17 protein-coding genes are annotated in these 17026 nt (G+C 71.4%); 14 read left to right on the top strand and 3 right to left on the bottom strand.

The genetic code is table 11. From position 1 onward, the window contains the following. The first annotated feature begins 191 nt into the window (after positions 1-191). On the top strand, positions 192-1562 hold the full coding sequence (locus GSF22_RS17525; RefSeq protein WP_208814690.1) for a jacalin-like lectin: 1371 nt from the start codon (positions 192-194) through the stop codon (positions 1560-1562). A gap of 9 nt (positions 1563-1571) precedes the next feature. Beyond that, positions 1572-3512, top strand: coding sequence for an excinuclease ABC subunit UvrC (gene uvrC, locus GSF22_RS17520; RefSeq protein ID WP_208814689.1), 1941 nt, complete (start codon positions 1572-1574; stop codon positions 3510-3512). Between the two features lie 359 nt (positions 3513-3871). Here the strand turns inward: uvrC and GSF22_RS17515 are convergent, their stop codons facing one another. Beyond that, positions 3872-4729 (bottom strand): SDR family oxidoreductase, encoded by an 858-nt coding sequence (locus GSF22_RS17515; protein ID WP_208814688.1) that lies wholly within the window; start codon positions 4727-4729, stop codon positions 3872-3874. 126 nt (positions 4730-4855) lie between these two features. On the opposite strand from GSF22_RS17515, the gene GSF22_RS17510 reads away from it, so the two are divergent. Beyond that, positions 4856-5278, top strand: a complete 423-nt coding sequence (locus GSF22_RS17510; protein WP_208814687.1) for a winged helix-turn-helix transcriptional regulator — start codon at positions 4856-4858, stop codon at positions 5276-5278. A gap of 279 nt (positions 5279-5557) precedes the next feature. Then, complete coding sequence (locus GSF22_RS17505; RefSeq protein ID WP_307804071.1) at positions 5558-6574, top strand: hypothetical protein; 1017 nt, start codon at positions 5558-5560, stop codon at positions 6572-6574. Positions 6575-6779: 205 nt separating this feature from the next. Here the strand turns inward: GSF22_RS17505 and GSF22_RS17500 are convergent, their stop codons facing one another. Next, positions 6780-7337 (bottom strand): hypothetical protein, encoded by a 558-nt coding sequence (locus GSF22_RS17500; RefSeq protein WP_208814686.1) that lies wholly within the window; start codon positions 7335-7337, stop codon positions 6780-6782. Positions 7338-7488: 151 nt separating this feature from the next. Between GSF22_RS17500 and GSF22_RS17495 the strand changes: the two genes are divergently transcribed. From GSF22_RS17495 to secG, 10 genes are all read left to right on the top strand, one after another. Next, positions 7489-8343 (top strand): helix-turn-helix domain-containing protein, encoded by an 855-nt coding sequence (locus GSF22_RS17495; RefSeq protein WP_208814691.1) that lies wholly within the window; start codon positions 7489-7491, stop codon positions 8341-8343. 17 nt (positions 8344-8360) lie between these two features. Further along, positions 8361-8564, top strand: coding sequence for a DUF397 domain-containing protein (locus tag GSF22_RS17490; RefSeq protein WP_208814685.1), 204 nt, complete (start codon positions 8361-8363; stop codon positions 8562-8564). 324 nt (positions 8565-8888) lie between these two features. Beyond that, positions 8889-9794, top strand: coding sequence for an SWIM zinc finger family protein (locus tag GSF22_RS17485; protein ID WP_208814684.1), 906 nt, complete (start codon positions 8889-8891; stop codon positions 9792-9794). Positions 9795-9999: 205 nt separating this feature from the next. Beyond that, positions 10000-10914 (top strand): RNase adapter RapZ, encoded by a 915-nt coding sequence (gene rapZ, locus GSF22_RS17480; RefSeq protein WP_208814683.1) that lies wholly within the window; start codon positions 10000-10002, stop codon positions 10912-10914. Then, entirely contained in the window at positions 10911-11942 is a 1032-nt protein-coding gene (locus tag GSF22_RS17475) for a gluconeogenesis factor YvcK family protein (RefSeq protein ID WP_208814682.1), read from the top strand. Before rapZ ends, GSF22_RS17475 begins: the two co-directional genes overlap by 4 nt. A 54-nt stretch (positions 11943-11996) precedes the next feature. After that, on the top strand, positions 11997-12977 hold the full coding sequence (gene whiA / locus GSF22_RS17470) for a DNA-binding protein WhiA (protein ID WP_208814681.1): 981 nt from the start codon (positions 11997-11999) through the stop codon (positions 12975-12977). Between the two features lie 253 nt (positions 12978-13230). Further along, positions 13231-14235: a type I glyceraldehyde-3-phosphate dehydrogenase gene (gap, locus tag GSF22_RS17465; RefSeq protein ID WP_208814680.1), complete on the top strand. Its 1005-nt coding sequence runs from the start codon at positions 13231-13233 to the stop codon at positions 14233-14235. Continuing rightward, a complete protein-coding gene (locus GSF22_RS17460) occupies positions 14232-15431 on the top strand; it encodes a phosphoglycerate kinase (RefSeq protein WP_208814679.1) in 1200 nt (399 codons plus the stop codon). The genes gap and GSF22_RS17460 overlap by 4 nt, the downstream gene beginning before the upstream one ends. Before the next feature lie 4 nt (positions 15432-15435). After that, positions 15436-16227 (top strand): triose-phosphate isomerase, encoded by a 792-nt coding sequence (gene tpiA / locus GSF22_RS17455; RefSeq protein WP_208814678.1) that lies wholly within the window; start codon positions 15436-15438, stop codon positions 16225-16227. A gap of 100 nt (positions 16228-16327) precedes the next feature. Further along, the gene (gene secG / locus GSF22_RS17450; protein WP_208814677.1) at positions 16328-16591 is read left to right on the top strand and encodes a preprotein translocase subunit SecG; all 264 of its coding nucleotides are present in this window, start codon (positions 16328-16330) and stop codon (positions 16589-16591) included. A 219-nt stretch (positions 16592-16810) separates the two neighbouring features. Here secG and GSF22_RS17445 read toward each other — a convergent pair. Next, positions 16811-17026: 6-phosphogluconolactonase (locus tag GSF22_RS17445; protein WP_208814676.1), on the bottom strand; the 216-nt coding region annotated here is incomplete at its 5' end.

The following is a 17026-nucleotide window of genomic DNA, read 5'->3' as shown; positions in this document are numbered from 1 at the left end:
GAACATTCAGTTACCCGAGGGTAAGCGGCGGCTTCCCGGATGGGAAGACATCCATCACTGCGTCACCGACGGTTACCCGTTGGTATTGAGAGAGTTGGATCTGTCGGGTTAGCCTTCGAGCCCGTCCAGCAGACGGCCGGTGCCCGGTCCGCTGTCGACACCCGGCCGGCAGAGTCGAGAAGGGACGACGGATGACCCCCGTACGTCTGCTCGCGTCCGTGGCACTGCTCGCCGCCCTGACCCCGGTACCCGCGTCCGCCGCCCCACCGGCCGCCGGACCGCCCGCCGCCGCCGGGCCGGTGGTGGCCGGAGCGCCGGCCCCGGCCGCCACCTCCGGCGCCTTCTCGGTGCTCACCTACAACGTCGCCGGGCTGCCCGAACCACTCTCCGACAGCAACCCGGCGGTCAACACCAAGCCGATCGGGGAGCGGGTCAACGGGTACGACGTCGTGCACGTCCAGGAAGACTTCAACTACCACGCCGACCTGTACGCCACCGACCGGCACCCGTACCGCACCCCGACCAGCGGCGGCGTGCCGTTCGGCGACGGGCTCAACACCATGTCGAACCTGCCCTACTCGGACTTCGTCCGGGTGCGCTGGGACGACTGCAACGGCGCCGACTGCCTCACCCCGAAGGGCTTCAGCCGGTCCCGGATCCGCCTGGCCGAGGGCGTCCACCTGGACTTCTACAACGTCCATGCGAACGCCGGCAGCTCCGAGCGGGACCTGGCCGCCCGCCGGGCCAACCTCAGCCAGCTCTCCGCGTACATCACCGCCAACTCGGCCGGCAACGCGGTGGTGGTGATGGGTGACCTGAACGTCCGCTACACCCGTACCGGGGACACCATCCGGGACCTGGTGGCCGCCAACGGGCTCACCGACGCGTGGGTGCTCCAGGAACGCGGCGGCGTCCCGCCGGCCCTCGGCAGCCCGGCACTGACCTGCGACCCGGCGAACGTCACCGACGCCTGCGAGGTGGTCGACAAGATCCTCTTCCGGGGCAACCGGCTGGTCCGGCTCGGCCTGACCCGCTACCACAACGAGCACGCCCGGTTCCTGGACCCGGCCGGTGCGCCACTGTCCGACCACTACCCGCACGCCGCCTGGTTCAGTTGGACCCTCGACCCGACCCTGCGGATGAGCGACCCGTGGGGTGGCCCGCACGGCACCCCGTTCACCGACGTCGACGCCGTCGGCCCCCGGGTCACCGGCGTGTCGCTGCGCGCCGGAGCCCGGCTCGACCAGATCGGGGTCGCACTCGCCGACGGCCGCACCCCGACCCACGGTGGCACCGGCGGGACCGCCGCCGCCCTCACCCTGGCCGACGGCGAGTACGTCGACCAGGTGACCGTCACCCAGGGGCAGAAGGACGGCCGGACCCGGATCTTCTCCATCCGGCTCACCACCAACCTCGGTCGTACCCTCACCGGCGGCACCCCGACCCCGGCGGCGGTGACCTGGACCGCGCCGCCCGGCTGGCGGCTCGCCGGCTTCCACGGCCGCAGCGGCTCGGAGGTCGACCAGCTCGGCGTGATCTGGAGTGTCATGCCCACGGACTAGGCTCGGAACGTGGCCGATCCCTCCACCTACCGCCCCGCGCCCGGCACCATCCCGGAGTCCCCCGGGGTCTACCGCTTCCGCGACGGCACCGGTCGGGTGATCTACGTCGGCAAGGCGAAGAACCTGCGCAGCCGGCTGAACTCCTACTTCGGCGACCTGTGGAACCTGCACCAGCGCACCCAGCAGATGGTCACCACCGCCGAGTCGGTGGACTGGGTCACCGTCGGCACCGAGGTGGAGGCCCTCCAGCTCGAATACGTCTGGATCAAGCAGTACGACCCCCGGTTCAACGTCCGCTACCGCGACGACAAGTCGTACCCGTACCTCGCGGTCACCCTCGACGAGGAGTACCCGCGCCTCCAGGTGATGCGCGGCGCCAAGCGCAAGGGGGTGCGCTACTTCGGGCCGTACTCGCACGCCTGGGCGATCCGCGAGACGCTGGACCTGCTGCTGCGGGTCTTCCCGGCGCGGACCTGCTCGGCCGGGGTGTTCAAACGGGCCGGGCAGGTCGGCCGCCCGTGCCTGCTCGGGTACATCGGCAAGTGCTCGGCGCCCTGCGTGGGCAGCGTCTCCGCCGCCGAGCACCGGGACATCGTCGACGGGTTCTGCGACTTCATGGCCGGCCGGACCGACACCATGGTCCGGCGGCTGGAACGCGAGATGGCCGAGGCCAGCGAGCAGTTGGAGTTCGAGCGGGCCGCCCGGCTGCGCGACGACGTCGCGGCGCTGCGCCGGGCGATGGAGAAGCAGACCGTGGTGCTCGGCGACGGCACCGACGCCGACGTGGTCGCCTTCGCCGAGGACCCGCTCGAAGCCGCCGTCCAGGTCTTCCACGTCCGCGACGGCCGGGTCCGGGGCCAGCGCGGCTGGGTGGTGGAGAAGACCGAGGAGCTGAGCACCGGCGACCTGGTGCACCACTTCTGCACCCAGGTGTACGGCGGGGAGCAGGGCGAGGCGGACGTGCCCCGGGAGCTGCTGGTGCCCGCCCTGCCGGCCGACGCGGAGGCGCTGGCCGACTGGCTGTCCACCCACCGGGGCAGCCGGGTGACCCTGCGGGTGCCGCAACGTGGCGACAAGAAGACGCTGCTGGAGACCGTGGCGCGCAACGCCGCCGAGGCGCTGACCCGGCACAAGCTGCGCCGCTCCGGTGACCTGACCACCCGCAGCAAGGCGCTCGACGAGATCACCGAGGCGCTGGGCATGCGGACGGCACCGCTGCGGATCGAGTGCTACGACGTGTCCCAGATCCAGGGCACCGACGTGGTGGCCAGCATGGTGGTCTTCGAGGACGGGCTGCCCCGCAAGAGCGAGTACCGCCGGTTCGTCGTCCGGGGCGCCACCGACGACCTGTCGGCGATGGGCGAGGTGCTGCGCCGCCGGTTCGCCCGCTACCTGGCCGAGCGCGCCGAGACCGGGGAGATCGGCGACGAGCTGGCCAGCGACCCGGACCGCCCGGGAGTAGATCCCACCACCGGCCGGCCGCGCCGGTTCGCGTACCCGCCGCAGCTCGTGGTGGTCGACGGCGGCCAGCCGCAGGTCGCCGCCGCCGCCCAGGCGCTCGCCGAGCTGGGTGTGGACGACGTGGCGCTCTGCGGGCTGGCCAAGCGGCTGGAGGAGGTCTGGCTGCCCGACGACGACTTCCCGGTCATCCTGCCCCGCGCCTCCGAGGGGCTCTACCTGCTGCAACGGGTCCGCGACGAGGCGCACCGGTTCGCCATCACGTTCCACCGGGAGCGGCGCTCCAAGCGGATGACCGTCTCCGGGCTGGACAACGTCCCCGGTCTCGGCGCGGTACGCCGTAAGGCCCTGCTGGCGCACTTCGGCTCGTTGAAGCGGCTGGCCGGGGCGACCGTCGAGGAGATCACCGAGGTTCCGGGGATCGGCCGGCGGACCGCCGAGGCGATCCTCGCCGCGTTGGGCGGCCCGGCCGATTCGACCCCGGACTCCTGATCCCCGCCCCTCACCCGCACCGACCCCGTGCGTCGGCCCTTGCGCGCGTCTTGCCTGGGCGCCCGGGTTGCGCTTCCCTTCCTCCCGCGCGTGTTGCGCTTCCCACGCGTTGACCTCGCCCCTTCCCGCGCACGATCTTGCAGTTGCGGCCCCTCTAATGTCCGCTTGGCGGCCAATTGCGAGGGCCGCAACTGCAAGATCGACGGGAGCGGAGCGGGTGGCGGACTCTGGTGACCTGGCGGCGGGCCTCCATTCTGTCGCCTGTCGAACTGCACCGTTCGTGCTAGCGGACGAGGGTTGGCTGTCGGACCGGCGTGCCACCGGTGGTCCGTTTCGGCCCGTTCGGGCGTCAGCCCGGGTCAGCCCTTGAGCGCGACGGCCACCGCGTCGGCCAGCGACGTGGTCGGCCGGCCGGCGAGCCGGCGCAGGTCGTCCCGGTCGGTGACCAGCTCACCGGCGGCGATGCCCAGGTCGCAGGCGGCCAGCATGGCGGCGTACGGCTCGGGTAGGCCGAAACCGACCAGCGCGGCGCTGTACTCCTCGACCGGCAGGTCCCGGTAGACCACCTCGGTGCCGCTCTGCCGGGTGATCTCGTCGGCCAGTTCGGTGAGGGTGAACGCCTGGTCCCCGCCCAGTTCGTACCCGGTGTTCGCGTGTCCCTCGCCGGTCAGTACGGCGGCGGCAGCGGCGGCGTAGTCGGCCCGGGTGGCGGCCGAGATCCGGCCGGTGCCGGCGCTGCCGAGCACCGCCCCGTGGGCCAGCGTGCCGGCCAGGTTGCCGGTGTAGTTCTCGGTGTACCAGCCGTTACGCAGCAGCGTGAACGGCAGTCCCGAGGCGCGGATCAGCTCCTCGGTGGCCTTGTGCTCGGCGGCGAGCGGGAGGGTGGAGGTGTCGGCGCGCAGCAGACTGGTGTACGCCAGCAGCCGCACGTTCGCGCGTACCGCCGCGTCGATCACGTTGCGGTGCTGGTCCAGCCGGCGGCCGACCTCGTTGGCGGAGACCAGCAGCAGACGGTCGGCGCCGGCGAGGGCGGTGTCCAGGGTGTCCGGCCGGTCGTAGTCGGCCTCCCGGACGAGCACGCCGAGAGCGGCGAGGTCGGCGGCCTTCTCCGGGGTACGCACGGCGGCGACCACCTTTCCGGCGGGGACGCCCCGGTCGAGCAGTTCGGTGACGACGAGCCGGCCGAGCTGACCGGTGGCTCCGGTGACGACGATCATGGTTGCTCCTCAGGAAGGGGTGGGCTGCTCGCTAACCCGAAGCCTGGCACTAACTTTTTGAAAGTACCAACTTTTGGTAACCGGGATCACTGCCGCTGCACGGGGGCGCCCGGGTACCGTCGACGCATGACCGCGTCCCCCGTCAGCCCCGACGCGGAGCCGGATGCCGACGACCGGCTCGTCGCCGACGTCTTCGCGCGCAACTGCGACTCCCGGCGGGTGCTGGAGAACATCGCGGGCAAGTGGGGGATCCTGGCGCTCGCCGCGCTGCACGAGGGGGCGTACCGGTTCAACGCGCTGCGTCGCCGCGTCGACGGGGTCAGCGAGAAGATGCTGTCCCAGACGTTGCAGGCACTGGAACGGGACGGCCTGGTCCGCCGCGACGTGCAGGCGACCATCCCGCCGCACGTCGAGTACAGCCTCACCCCGTTCGGTGCCCGGGTGGCCGCGCAGCTGGTCGACCTGCTGGAGCTGGTCGAGAGTGAGGTGGGCACGGTGCTCGCCGCCCGGGCCGAGTACGACCGGTCCGCAGCTGACCGGAAGCGCTGACCCGAAGCGCTGACCGGAAGCGCTGACCGGAAGCGCTGACCGGAAGCGCTGACCGGAAGCGCTGACCGGAAGCGCTGACCGGAAGCGCTGAGCGTTGCCTCGACGCTTTGGTAATTCGTATTAGCACCTTGACCTGGTGATTCCGGTCGGCGCAGACTCATCGATCACAGGGCATGCTCCTCGACGACCAGCACCGTCACCCCGGTGACTGCCATTCGCCTGGCCGGCCATCGTCGCGACTGCGCAGTCCCCGGGCGTCCCCCATGATCGGAGTCCCCCGTGCACCAGCCATCCGTACCACCGCACACCCTGAACCGCCGTAGCCTGCTGCGCGGTGCCGCCCTGCTCGGTACCGCCGCAGCGACCGGCACCGGCCTCGGCGCCCTCACCGGCGGCGGTCCCGCCCTCGCCGGCCCGGCTGGTTTCCCCAGCTACCGGTACGTCCGGGACGCCTTCGACAAGCCGCTGGTCTACAACCCGACCGGCGAGACCATCTTCCCCTGTGTGCGGGGCGTCTACGACAAGATCTCCGGGGCCCGGGGCCGGTACTACCTGTACTACGCCCCGCACGACGCGCCGGGCGGCATCTGCCTGGCCTACGCCGACCGGATGGAGGGGCCGTACACCGAGTATCCCGGCAACCCGATCGTCGACCGGTACCTGCCCACCACGACGGTCAGCCACGTCTCCTCGCCGCACGTCGTCTGGAACGCCGCCACGAAGGAGTTCTTCCTCTACTTCCACGGCGAGAACAACTGCACCCGGGTGGCCCGCTCCACCGACGGCATCACCTTCACCGACGAGACGCCGATCCTGAGCACCAACCTGGTACCGAACACCACCGAGACCTCGTACGCCCGGGTCTTCGAACACGCCGTACCCGGGCTGGGCAACAGGTACGTGATGCTCTACATGGGCTATCACACCGTCGCGCCCGGTACCCGCAAGATCTTCTGGGGCTGGTCGCCGAACGGCTGGGACCAGTGGCGTTTCGACCCGCAGCCGCTGGTCTCCCCGTCCGGTGACGGGCTCACCGACATCTCCGGCCCGCACCTGCTGCGCCGCAACGACACCAGCTACGTCGTCTACCACGGCAACGACGGGAAGCTGCGGCTCACCGAGGTCGGCGACGCCTTCGACCGGGAGGTGCACCTCGGGGTGTTCCACACGCCGATCGCGTCCGACAACGGCCGGGTCGCCGCGCCCACCTTCGGTACCGACGGCGGGGTGTCCTACATGGTCTACGAGGCGGGTCCCCGGCTGTCCGCGCGGATCTGCGTGGCCCGCGCGATCTGACCCGTTTGTCCCGGTGCCGGCGGTCCCCACCTCGGCGGGACCGCCGGTACCAACTCCGGGTCGGCGTGCGAGCCGCGCAGCCCACCGGCCCGGTCGCGGCAGAGGTACGACAGGTTCGCGTGGATCCACCGCCCGTCGTTGTCGCGGAGGACCACCAGCCCGCAGTACCGGCACGGTGACACCCGGGGGTAGGCCGGGGTCCCGGTCACCGCCCGGCCCCGGCGGCATCCCTGCTGCTGCCGTCATCGTCACCGTCGCCCCAGCACAGGCCGCCGAGCCCGGCCGCGCGGTGGAAGCCCGGATGCCCGGCGACGTCCATGCAGACCTCGTCGTCCGGGCCGACCCGCCCGCAGAACACCGGCTCGATGTGGTTCCAGGCGTCGGCCCGGGAGATCAGCGCCGCACCAGCGGCCAGCTCCGGCCGGAGGATGGTCAGTCCCTCGGCGTAGGTGACCGCCTGGTCGCGGGCGTCGCGCAGGTCGTTGGCAGGGAAGGTCAGGTGCAGCGTCCAGCGGCGGCGCGGATCGAAGGCGGCGGCGGGCGGGACCAACGGCCGGGTCCGCCGTTCCCGCTCGGTCGCATACCGGTTGGCCACGGCATCGACGTACGCCGTGACGGCGGCCGGGTCGGTCAGGGCGTGGGCGATCGCGGCCCGGACCCGCTCGGAAAGGTCGGTGGAATCGAGTACGGCGGACAGCTCGGCCCGGGACACGCCGCCCTGCCCCGGCCCCCGTCCCCAACGCAACGATCGATTGTCGGTCACAGGCGCGCCTCTCGTTCGGTGAGCAGGTGGTTACTGAAAGCTTTGCGCACTGCGTCCAAAAATGCAACGTCGTGATTTGGTGTCGTTGGTTGTCGTTCTACTGTGGCCCTGTGGTAAGAAGTCAGTCACTCATCGTGAGAAGGGACTGATGGTGGCCCAGGTACCGAGCCCGACGATCAGAGCGCGTCGTCTACGCCGGGAGTTGCGTCGGCTGCGGGAGCGCACCGGGCGTACCTCCGAGGAGGTGGCGAAGCTCCTCGGCTGGCATCGCACCAAGGTCATCCGTTTCGAGTTGGGGCACTCCCGGGTGATGACCAAGGACATCGAAGCGCTGCTCGACATCTACGAGGTGTCCGACGAGGAACGCGAGGTGCTGACCGCACTGCACCGGCAGGCGAGGCAGAAGGGTTGGTGGAGCGCCTATGGCGACGTCCTACCGGACGACTACGTCGGCTTCGAGGCGGAAGCCACCGTCATCAGCACCTTCGAGAGCCTCTACGTGCCCGGTCTGTTGCAGACCGAGGAGTACGTCCGCGCCATCGTCCGCGCCGGCCGCAGCACCGCCGACCAGGACGAGATCGACAGGCGGGTCTCAGCACGGTTGGGGCGCAAGGTGCTGCTCTCCCGGGACGTGCCGCCGGCCCTCTGGGTCGTGCTGGACGAGGCGGCGGTGCGTCGGGTGGTCGGCGGCCCGAAAGTGATGCGTGCCCAGTTGGCCCGGCTGGTCGAGGCGTGCGACCTGCCGACTGTCGAGCTTCAGATCCTGCCCTTCGCCGCCGGCGCGCACGCCGCGATGGGTGGGCCGTTCACCCTGCTCGACTATGCCGATTCCCTGCTCGACCCCACGGTGGTCTACCTCGATAACGACACCAGCACGCTGCTGCTGGAAGAGGGGCAGCAGGTGGCCCGATATAGACTCATGTTCGACCACCTCCGGGCCAAGGCGCTCGACCCTGACCGGTCTGCCGACTTCCTTACTCGGGTCGCCGCTGAGATCCCGGACTGACCTGGGGAGCGCTGCCCATGATGTCTTCGGATCTGGTAGGCGCGGTGTGGCGCAGAAGTAGCCGGAGTAGCGCAAGCGGTTCCAACTGTGTCGAGGTGGCGGAGCTGGTTGACGTGTTGGCGGTACGGGACTCCAAGGACCCGGCGGGGCCGGCGTTGATCTTCGACCGGGCGGCCTGGTCGTCGTTCGTCACCGGCCTGCGGGCGGCGCTGCCCGGCTGACCGCCCCCCGACGGGCACAGCCGCGCCACCACCGCCCTACTGCCGGGCGCTCTTACCGGAAACAGGGCTGTCGGAGCGGGGGCTGACACCCTGTTTCCAGGAAACTGAGTGGGTCACGCGGGCGAGGTCGATCCGGGCGGACACCCGGGGCGGCAGCGCTGGTGCCGTCCCGAACGGACAGCACACCTTGCTAGCAAGGACGGTGCAGCTCGACAGGCTGCGAAACCCAGTCCTGCTACGACGGGCAGCGCTGACGACAACCCGACCACTGGGGACAGCCGCCCCCGATGCCGGCGGCATCAGCCGTGCCGGTTCAATGACCGGATGGCGGTGAGGATCGACATCGACGCCCTGCGGAGCGAGGCCGGCCCGGCGGCGTGCGAGGTGGCGGACCGGCTGCTCGCCGCCGGGGAACCCGAAACCCTCGTAGCGGCCGACGGGGGAGTGTCCTGCGTCATCCGGGAGAGCGGGCAGCCGGCGTACGAGGTGTGGGTGGGCGTCACGGTGGACGGCTTCACCGCCGAGTGTGACTGCCCGTCCACGGAGGAACTGTGCGGTCACGCCGTGGCGCTGACCGAGGCCGCGCTGGAGGACGGGTTCGCCTGGTCCTCGGCAGCGAACCCGGAACGGGAGATCGATCCCCGGGTCGCCGAGTTGGCCGAGCTGGCGGCAACGCTGCCCACCCGCCGGTTGGCGCTGCTGCTCGCCGAGTACGCGGCCACCGACCCGGTGCTGGCGGCCAGGCTGCTGGCGTACGCCGGGAAACTCGGACCGGCCACCGACGCCGAACTGGCCGACGCCCGCCGGACCATCGACGACCTCGCCGACGAGGCGACCACCGGCGACCTCAACCAGGTGGAGAAGGCGGGCCGGGCGATCGTCGAGACGGTGCAGGTCCTCGCCCAGCGGCCACCGACCGGGGAACTGCTGCTCCTGGTCGAGCAGGCCGCCCGGGTGTGGGACCGTATCGTCCCGCCGTTGCTCGACGCCTGGAAGGAGTACGAGGAGGAGCCGGGCGAGATCGGCGGTGCGCTGCGCGACCTGCACGTGCAGCTCTGCGCGGAGGTCGGACCCGACCCGGACGAGCTGGCGGAGCGGCTCGTCGGGATCATCCGCGCGGCCGAGGTCGAGTCCTGCCTCGACGAGCCGTCCGACTACCTGACCGTGCTCGGCCGCCAGCGGGTCAGGAGGTTGCAGCAGCTCCTCCGCTCCCGGCCGGTCAGTGGGTGACCGGCCGGTTGGCCTGGGCGCGCGGCGGGGCCTTCATACCCACCACGATGTCCACGATCTCCACCCATGGTCACAACGGGGCGCGCCGCAGCGGGAGCAGCCGGGGGACGGGTCGGGCGAAGCGGGATAGAGTCGCAGATCGACCAGGCGTCGGCCGGGGAGGGGTGCCGGCGCCACGGTGGGGGAAGAAATGGGTGAGGTACCGATGAGCCACGACTCGGGTCCGGAGACAACGACGTCGACACTGACAGCCGCCCCGGCGGACACCACGCTGGTCGTGGTCACCGGGCTCTCCGGCGGTGGGCGCAGCACCGTCGCCCGCGCCCTGGAGAACGTCGGCTTCTACGTGGTCGACAACCTCCCGCAGGCGCTGATGATCGAGATGGCCGAGCTGGCCTTCGCCGCCGGTGGCGCCGCCCGGCGTACCGCGATGGTGCTCGACGTCCGGTCCCGGGCCTTCTCCACCGACCTCGCCGGGGCGATCCGGGCGCTCAAGGAACGCGGCTTCCAGCCCCGGGTGGTCTTCGTCGACGCCGACGACGACGTGCTGATCCGCCGGTTCGAGAGCGTCCGGCGCTCCCACCCGTTGCAGGGCGACGGCCGGCTCGCCGACGGTATCGCCGTCGAGCGGGGCCTGCTGGAGGAGGCCCGCGACCAGGCCGACGTGATCATCGACACCAGCCACCTCAACGTCAACCAGCTTCGGCGGCGGATCGAGGAACTCTTCGGCGGGGAGGACGCCCGCCAGCTCCGGGTCACGGTGCTCTCCTTCGGCTTCAAGTACGGCCTGCCGCCGGACGCCGACTTCGTGCTCGACGCCCGGTTCCTGCCCAACCCGTACTGGGTGCCCGAACTGCGCGAACACACCGGCCGGGACGAGGCGGTCAGCACGTACGTGCTCGGACAGGACGGCGCGGAGACGTTCGTCGAGACGTACGCGCAGCTGATCAACGAGACCACGCCCGGTTTCGAACGGGAGGGCAAGCGGTACCTGACCGTGGCGGTCGGGTGCACCGGCGGCAAGCACCGCAGCGTCGCCATCGCCGAGGAACTGGCCGCCCGGCTGCGACGGTCCCGACTGGCCGCCAACGCACAACACCGAGATCTGGGGCGTGAATGACCGTGACCAGGGTGGTCGCCTTCGGCGGCGGGCACGGGCTGGCGGCGTCGCTGCGGGCGCTCCGGCACTGCACGCCCGAACTGGACCTGGACATCACCGCCGTGGTGACCGTCGGCGACGACGGCGGGTCCAGCGGGCGGATCCGCGCCGAGCGGGGCGGCCTGCCCCCCGGTGACCTGCGACAGGCCCTGGTCGCGCTCGCCGGGGACCACCCGGCGACCCGGCGCAGCGCCGGACTCTTCCAGCACCGGTTCGTCCCGGCGGCGGGCGGCACCGGGTCGGCCGGCTGCCCGGCCGGCGACCGGACGAACCGGCAGGCGGCCGGCGAGCCGACCGGGGACGGGCTGGCCGGACACGCCGTCGGCAACCTGGTGCTCTGCGGCCTGATGGAGCTGCTCGGCGATCCGGTCGCCGCCCTCGACCACGCCGGGACGATGCTCGGCGCGGTGGGCCGGGTCCTGCCGATGTCCTGCCAACCGGTCGGCATCGAGGCCCACGTCCGGGGCGCCGACCCGGACCGGCCGGCCGAGATCCGCACCGTCCGGGGGCAGCACCAGGTGGCGGTGACCACCGGCCGGGTGGAGGGGCTACGACTGAACCCGGTCGCCCCGGAGCCCTGCCCGCAGGCCGTGGCGGCGGTCCGTGCCGCCGACTGGTTGATCTTCGGCCCGGGTAGCTGGTACACCAGTGTCCTGCCGCACCTGCTGGTCCCCGGGCTCGCCGCGGCGATCGTGGCCAGCCCGGCCCGGCGACTGGTCACGCTGAACCTCGCTGCCGAGAAGGAGACCCTCGGGCTCTCCCTCGCCGACCACCTTGCCACGCTGCGCTGGTACCTGCCCGAGCTGAAGGTGGACCTCGTCCTGGCCGACGGCGGGGCGGTCGGCGATCCGGACCCGGTCGCCCGTACGGCAGAATCGCTGGGTGCCCGACTCGTGCTCGCCCCGATCGCCCTCCCCGACGGGACCCCCCGTCATGATCCGGTGGCGTTGGGCGCCGCACTGGTGCCTGTCCTGGGCGCCGATCGTTAAGCACGTACGTAATCACCGGCAGCACGCCGGAACCCGGTCCGTAAGGGGACGCACATGGCGATGACGGCTGCGGTCAAGGACGAGCTGAGTCGGGTCGACGTGCCCAAGCCCTGCTGCCGCCGGGCGGAGATGGCCGCGCTGCTGCGCTTCTCGGGCGGGCTGCACATCGTCTCCGGGCGGGTGGTCGTGGAGGCCGAGCTGGACACCGGTTCGGTGGCCCGGCGGCTCCGGCGGGAGATCGCCGACGTCTACGGGTACCCGAGCGAGATCCACGTCCTCGCCTCTGGCGGGCTGCGCAAGGGCAGCCACTACATCGTGCGGGTGGTCAAGGACGGCGAGGCGCTGGCCCGGCAGACCGGCCTGCTCGACGTGCGGGGCCGGCCGGTACGCGGCCTGCCGCCGCACGTGGTCCAGGCGAACGTCTGCTGTGCGGTCTCCGCCTGGCGGGGCGCCTTCATGGCCCACGGCTCGCTGACCGAGCCGGGCCGCTCCTCCGCGCTGGAGATCACCTGCCCCGGCCCGGAGTCGGCGTTGGCGCTGGTCGGGGCGGCCCGCCGGATCGGCATCATCGCCAAGAACCGCGAGGTGCGCGGGGTGGACCGGGTGGTGGTCAAGGACGGGGACGCGATCGCCGCGCTGCTCACCCGGATCGGCGCGCACTCCAGTGTGCTGTCCTGGGAGGAGCGTCGGGTACGCCGCGAGGTGCGGGCCACCGCGAACCGGCTGGCCAACTTCGACGACGCCAACCTGCGCCGCTCGGCGCGGGCGGCGGTGGCCGCCGCCGCCCGGGTGACCCGGGCCCTGGAGATCCTCGCCGACGACGCGCCGAACCACCTCACCTCGGCCGGTCAGCTGCGGCTGGAGCACCGCCAGGCGTCCCTGGAGGAGCTGGGCGCGCTGGCCGATCCGCCGTTGACCAAGGACGCCATCGCCGGCCGGATCCGCCGGCTGCTGGCCCTGGCCGACAAGCGCGCCCGTGACCTCGGTATCCCGGATACCGAAGCTGCCGTCACGCCCGACATGCTCGTGGTCTGATAGGACGGAAGGCGTACCGGCGGGAGCGGGTTCACGCCCCGGCGCTGCGTGGTGTGACCCGCTCGGATAAGGTCGCACCGTACGGCGACGGGGCCGGCAACCGGTTCTCCGCGCCGCACCAACCGCCTCGGGCGGTCAGGTCCTACGACCGCGGCGGGGTGGCCGAGATGACCTATCAAAGGCCGGCTCCCAGGGCCGGCACACCGCCGGCCACACCCTGATGCCGGCGGACCAGAGCGAGGAGATGGGACCTGTGACCATCCGGGTTGGCATCAACGGCTTCGGCCGCATCGGCCGTAACTTCTTCCGGGCGGTGCTGGCGTCCGGCGCCGACATCGAGATCGTCGGCGTCAACGACCTGACCGACAACGCGACGTTGGCGCACCTGCTGAAGTACGACAGCATCCTCGGTCGGCTCCCGCACGAGGTCAAGGCGACCGCCGACGAGATCACCGTGGGTGGCAAGACCCTCAAGGCGTCCGCCGAGCGGGACCCGGCCAAGCTGCCCTGGGGCGACCTGGGCGCCGACGTGGTCATCGAGTCCACCGGCTTCTTCACCGACGCCACCAAGGCCAAGGCGCACATCGACGGTGGGGCCAAGAAGGTCATCATCTCGGCGCCCGCCAAGAACGAGGACGTCACGGTCGTGATGGGCGTCAACCACGACCAGTACGACCCGGCGAAGCACACCATCATCTCGAACGCGTCCTGCACCACCAACTGCCTCGCCCCGATGGCGAAGGTCCTCCAGGACACCTTCGGTATCGAGCACGGTCTGATGACCACCATCCACGCGTACACCCAGGACCAGAACCTCCAGGACGGTCCGCACTCGGACCTCCGCCGGGCCCGCGCCGCCGCGCTGAACATCGTGCCGACCTCCACCGGCGCCGCGAAGGCCATCGGCCTGGTGCTGCCGGAGCTGAAGGGCAAGCTCGACGGGTACGCGCTGCGCGTGCCGATCCCGACCGGCTCGGCCACCGACCTGACCGTCAACCTGGGCCGCGCCACCTCGGTCGAGGAGGTCAACGCCGCGATGAAGGCCGCCGCCGAGGGGCCGCTGAAGGGCGTCCTGGTCTACACCGAGGACCCGATCGTGTCGGCGGACATCGTCACCGACCCGGCGTCCTGCATCTTCGACGCCGGTCTGACCAAGGTGGTCGGCAACCAGGCCAAGGTGGTCGGCTGGTACGACAACGAGTGGGGCTACTCGAACCGCCTGGTGGACCTGGTCAAGCTGGTGGGTCAGTCGCTGTGAGTGTCCGGGCCCTCGATGACCTGCTCGCCGAGGGGGTTTCGGGTCGGCGCGTCCTGGTGCGCGCCGACCTGAACGTGCCACTCGACAAGCAGACCGGCGCGATCACCGACGACGGTCGGATCCGGGCGGTGCTGCCGACGCTGACCGCGCTGCGGGACGCGGGTGCCCGGGTGGTGCTCTGCTCCCACCTGGGCCGCCCCAAGGGGGCGCCCGACCCGCAGTACAGTCTCGCCCCGGTCGCCGCCCGGCTGGGTGAGCTGCTCGGCGCCGACGTGCGGTTCGCCACCGACACCGTCGGCGAGTCGGCCCGCGCGGCGGTGGACGCCCTCGGCGACGGCGACGTCGCCCTGCTGGAGAACCTCCGCTTCAACGCGGGGGAGACCAGCAAGGACGAGGGCGAGCGGGGCGCCTTCGCCGACCAGCTCGCCGCGCTCGCCGAGGCGTACGTGGACGACGCGTTCGGCGCGGTGCACCGCAGGCACGCCAGCGTGTACGACGTACCGGCGCGACTGCCGCATGTCGCCGGCCGGCTGGTGCTGCGCGAGGTCGAGGTGCTCTCGAAGCTGACCGGTGAGCCGGAGCGGCCGTACGTCGTGGTGCTCGGCGGTTCCAAGGTCTCCGACAAGCTCGCCGTGATCGAGGCGCTGCTGCCGAAGGTCGACCGGCTGCTCATCGGCGGCGGGATGTGCTTCACCTTCCTCAAGGCCCAGGGCCACGAGGTGGGCACCTCGCTGCTGGAGGAGGAGATGATCGAGACCTGCCGGGACCTGCTGGACCGGGCCGAGGGTCGGATCATGCTCCCGGTCGACGTGGTGGCCGCCGCCGCGTTCGCCCCGGACGCCGCGCACGACACGGTGGCCGCCGACGCCATCCCGGCCAACCGGCTGGGGCTGGACATCGGTCCGCGTAGCGTGGCCGCGTTCGCCGAGGTGATCGGCAGCGCCCGGACCGTGTTCTGGAACGGCCCGATGGGCGTGTTCGAGATGCCGGCGTTCGCCGCCGGGACCAGGGGAGTCGCCGAGGCGATCACCAAGGTGGACGGTTTCACGGTGGTCGGCGGCGGTGACTCCGCCGCAGCGGTCCGCGCCCTGGGTCTGGACGAGTCGTCGTTCGGGCACATCTCGACCGGTGGGGGCGCCTCGCTGGAATACCTGGAGGGCAAGACCCTCCCTGGCATCGCCGCTCTGGAGAACTGACCTGATGGCTACCCCCGTACGCCGGCCGCTGATGGCCGGCAACTGGAAGATGAACCTGAACCACTTCGAGGCCAACCTGCTGGTCCAGAAGCTGGCGGCGAGCCTCAACGAGAAGCAGCTCACCGACGTGGAGACGGTGGTCCTGCCGCCCTTCACCGACCTGCGTACCGTGCAGACCGCGGTGGACGGCGACAAGCTGCTGATCGGCTACGGCGCCCAGGACCTGTCGCCGTACGCCTCGGGTGCCTACACCGGGGACGTCTCCGGTGCGATGCTGGCGAAGCTCGGCTGCACCTACGTGGTGGTCGGGCACTCGGAGCGGCGCGCGTACCACCACGAGGACGACGCGACCGTCAACGCGAAGGTGACCGCCGCGCTGGCCCACGGCCTCACGCCGATCCTGTGCGTGGGGGAGGGGCTCGACGTCCGCGACGAGCAGCGGCACGTGGCGCACTGCTCGGAGCAGCTCGACGCCGCCCTGAAGGGGCTCAGCGCCGAGCAGGTGGAGAAGGTCGTCGTCGCGTACGAGCCGGTCTGGGCGATCGGTACCGGCAAGACGGCCACCCCGGAGGACGCCCAGGAGGTCTGCGGCGCGGTACGCCAGCGCATCGCGGAGAGCTTCGGGGCGGAGACCGCCGAGAAGGTGCGGATCCTCTACGGCGGCTCGGTGAAGTCGTCCAACATCGCCGGAATCATGGCGAAGCCGGACGTGGACGGCGCGCTGATCGGCGGGGCCAGCCTGGACGCCGAAGAATTCGCGCAGATCTGCCGGTTCCCGGAGCACATCAGCCGCTGACTGCTCGCTATCCTTGCATGGCCCGCCCGCCCACCGGTCGGTGTCACCGCGTCCGGCCCCCCGCCGGACCGGGATCGCAACGAGAGGACTGACCCCAACCATGCCGATCTGGTTCGCATACACGTTGATCGTGTTGCTGATCATTACCAGCGTCCTGCTCACCCTGCTGATCCTGCTGCACCGCGGGAAGGGCGGCGGGATGTCGAGCATGTTCGGTGGCGGGGTCAGCTCCAGCCTCGCCGGCTCCTCGGTGGCCGAGAAGAACCTCGACCGGTACACGGTCCTGGTGGGTCTTGTCTGGTTCGCCTGCATTGTCGGGTTGGGGCTCTGGCTGAAGCTGGCGGTCAACTCCGGCACGGTCTGAGCACCCGCACCGTCCCCACGGCCGAGCGCCGGTCCGCCCCTGTCGGGGTGGGCCGGCGCTCGACCGTTTTTGTCGTTCAGGACCCACGCCCACCACGCCTGACCGCGGCGATCATGGAGTTGTGGTGCCCCACAAAAGGGTTGAACCGGGGCGTAATCCCCACCACAAGTCCATGATCGACGGGAAGGGCAGAGGAGGCGGGTCGTGCGGTGAGTGGGGTCAGCGCGGGGGGAGGTCGGCCGCTGCGGCCCGGTCCAGCAGCCAGAGGGTACGCCGTACCCCGTGCACCCCCGCTGCCGGTAGGGGCGCCGGAACCGTCCCGGCCAGCGCCATGCCGACCGCCCGGGACTTGTCGGCGCCAGCGGCCACCAGCCAGACCTCCTCGGCCGTACTGATCGCCGGCAGGGTCAACGTGAGCCGGGTCGGGGGCGGCTT

The organism is Micromonospora echinofusca, from assembly GCF_017614955.1.
Classification (GTDB): Bacteria; Actinomycetota; Actinomycetes; order Mycobacteriales; family Micromonosporaceae; genus Micromonospora; species Micromonospora echinofusca_A.
Note: the sequence above shows the minus strand (reverse complement) of the source record. Positions and strands in the feature narration are given on the sequence as shown.

Excerpts from the sequence above, each read along its gene's own strand:
- GSF22_RS17515 (WP_208814688.1), bottom strand. The coding sequence starts at position 4,729 with ATGATCGTCGTCACCGGAGCCACCGGTCAGCTCGGCCGGCTCGTCGTC.
- GSF22_RS17485 (WP_208814684.1), top strand. The coding sequence starts at position 8,889 with ATGGCGGTGAGGATCGACATCGACGCCCTGCGGAGCGAGGCCGGCCCG.
- GSF22_RS17510 (WP_208814687.1), top strand. The coding sequence starts at position 4,856 with ATGACCGCGTCCCCCGTCAGCCCCGACGCGGAGCCGGATGCCGACGAC.
- rapZ (WP_208814683.1), top strand. The coding sequence starts at position 10,000 with ATGAGCCACGACTCGGGTCCGGAGACAACGACGTCGACACTGACAGCC.
- whiA (WP_208814681.1), top strand. The coding sequence starts at position 11,997 with ATGGCGATGACGGCTGCGGTCAAGGACGAGCTGAGTCGGGTCGACGTG.
- GSF22_RS17475 (WP_208814682.1), top strand. The coding sequence starts at position 10,911 with ATGACCGTGACCAGGGTGGTCGCCTTCGGCGGCGGGCACGGGCTGGCG.
- secG (WP_208814677.1), top strand. The coding sequence starts at position 16,328 with ATGCCGATCTGGTTCGCATACACGTTGATCGTGTTGCTGATCATTACC.
- tpiA (WP_208814678.1), top strand. The coding sequence starts at position 15,436 with ATGGCTACCCCCGTACGCCGGCCGCTGATGGCCGGCAACTGGAAGATG.
- GSF22_RS17490 (WP_208814685.1), top strand. The coding sequence starts at position 8,361 with ATGATGTCTTCGGATCTGGTAGGCGCGGTGTGGCGCAGAAGTAGCCGG.
- GSF22_RS17525 (WP_208814690.1), top strand. The coding sequence starts at position 192 with ATGACCCCCGTACGTCTGCTCGCGTCCGTGGCACTGCTCGCCGCCCTG.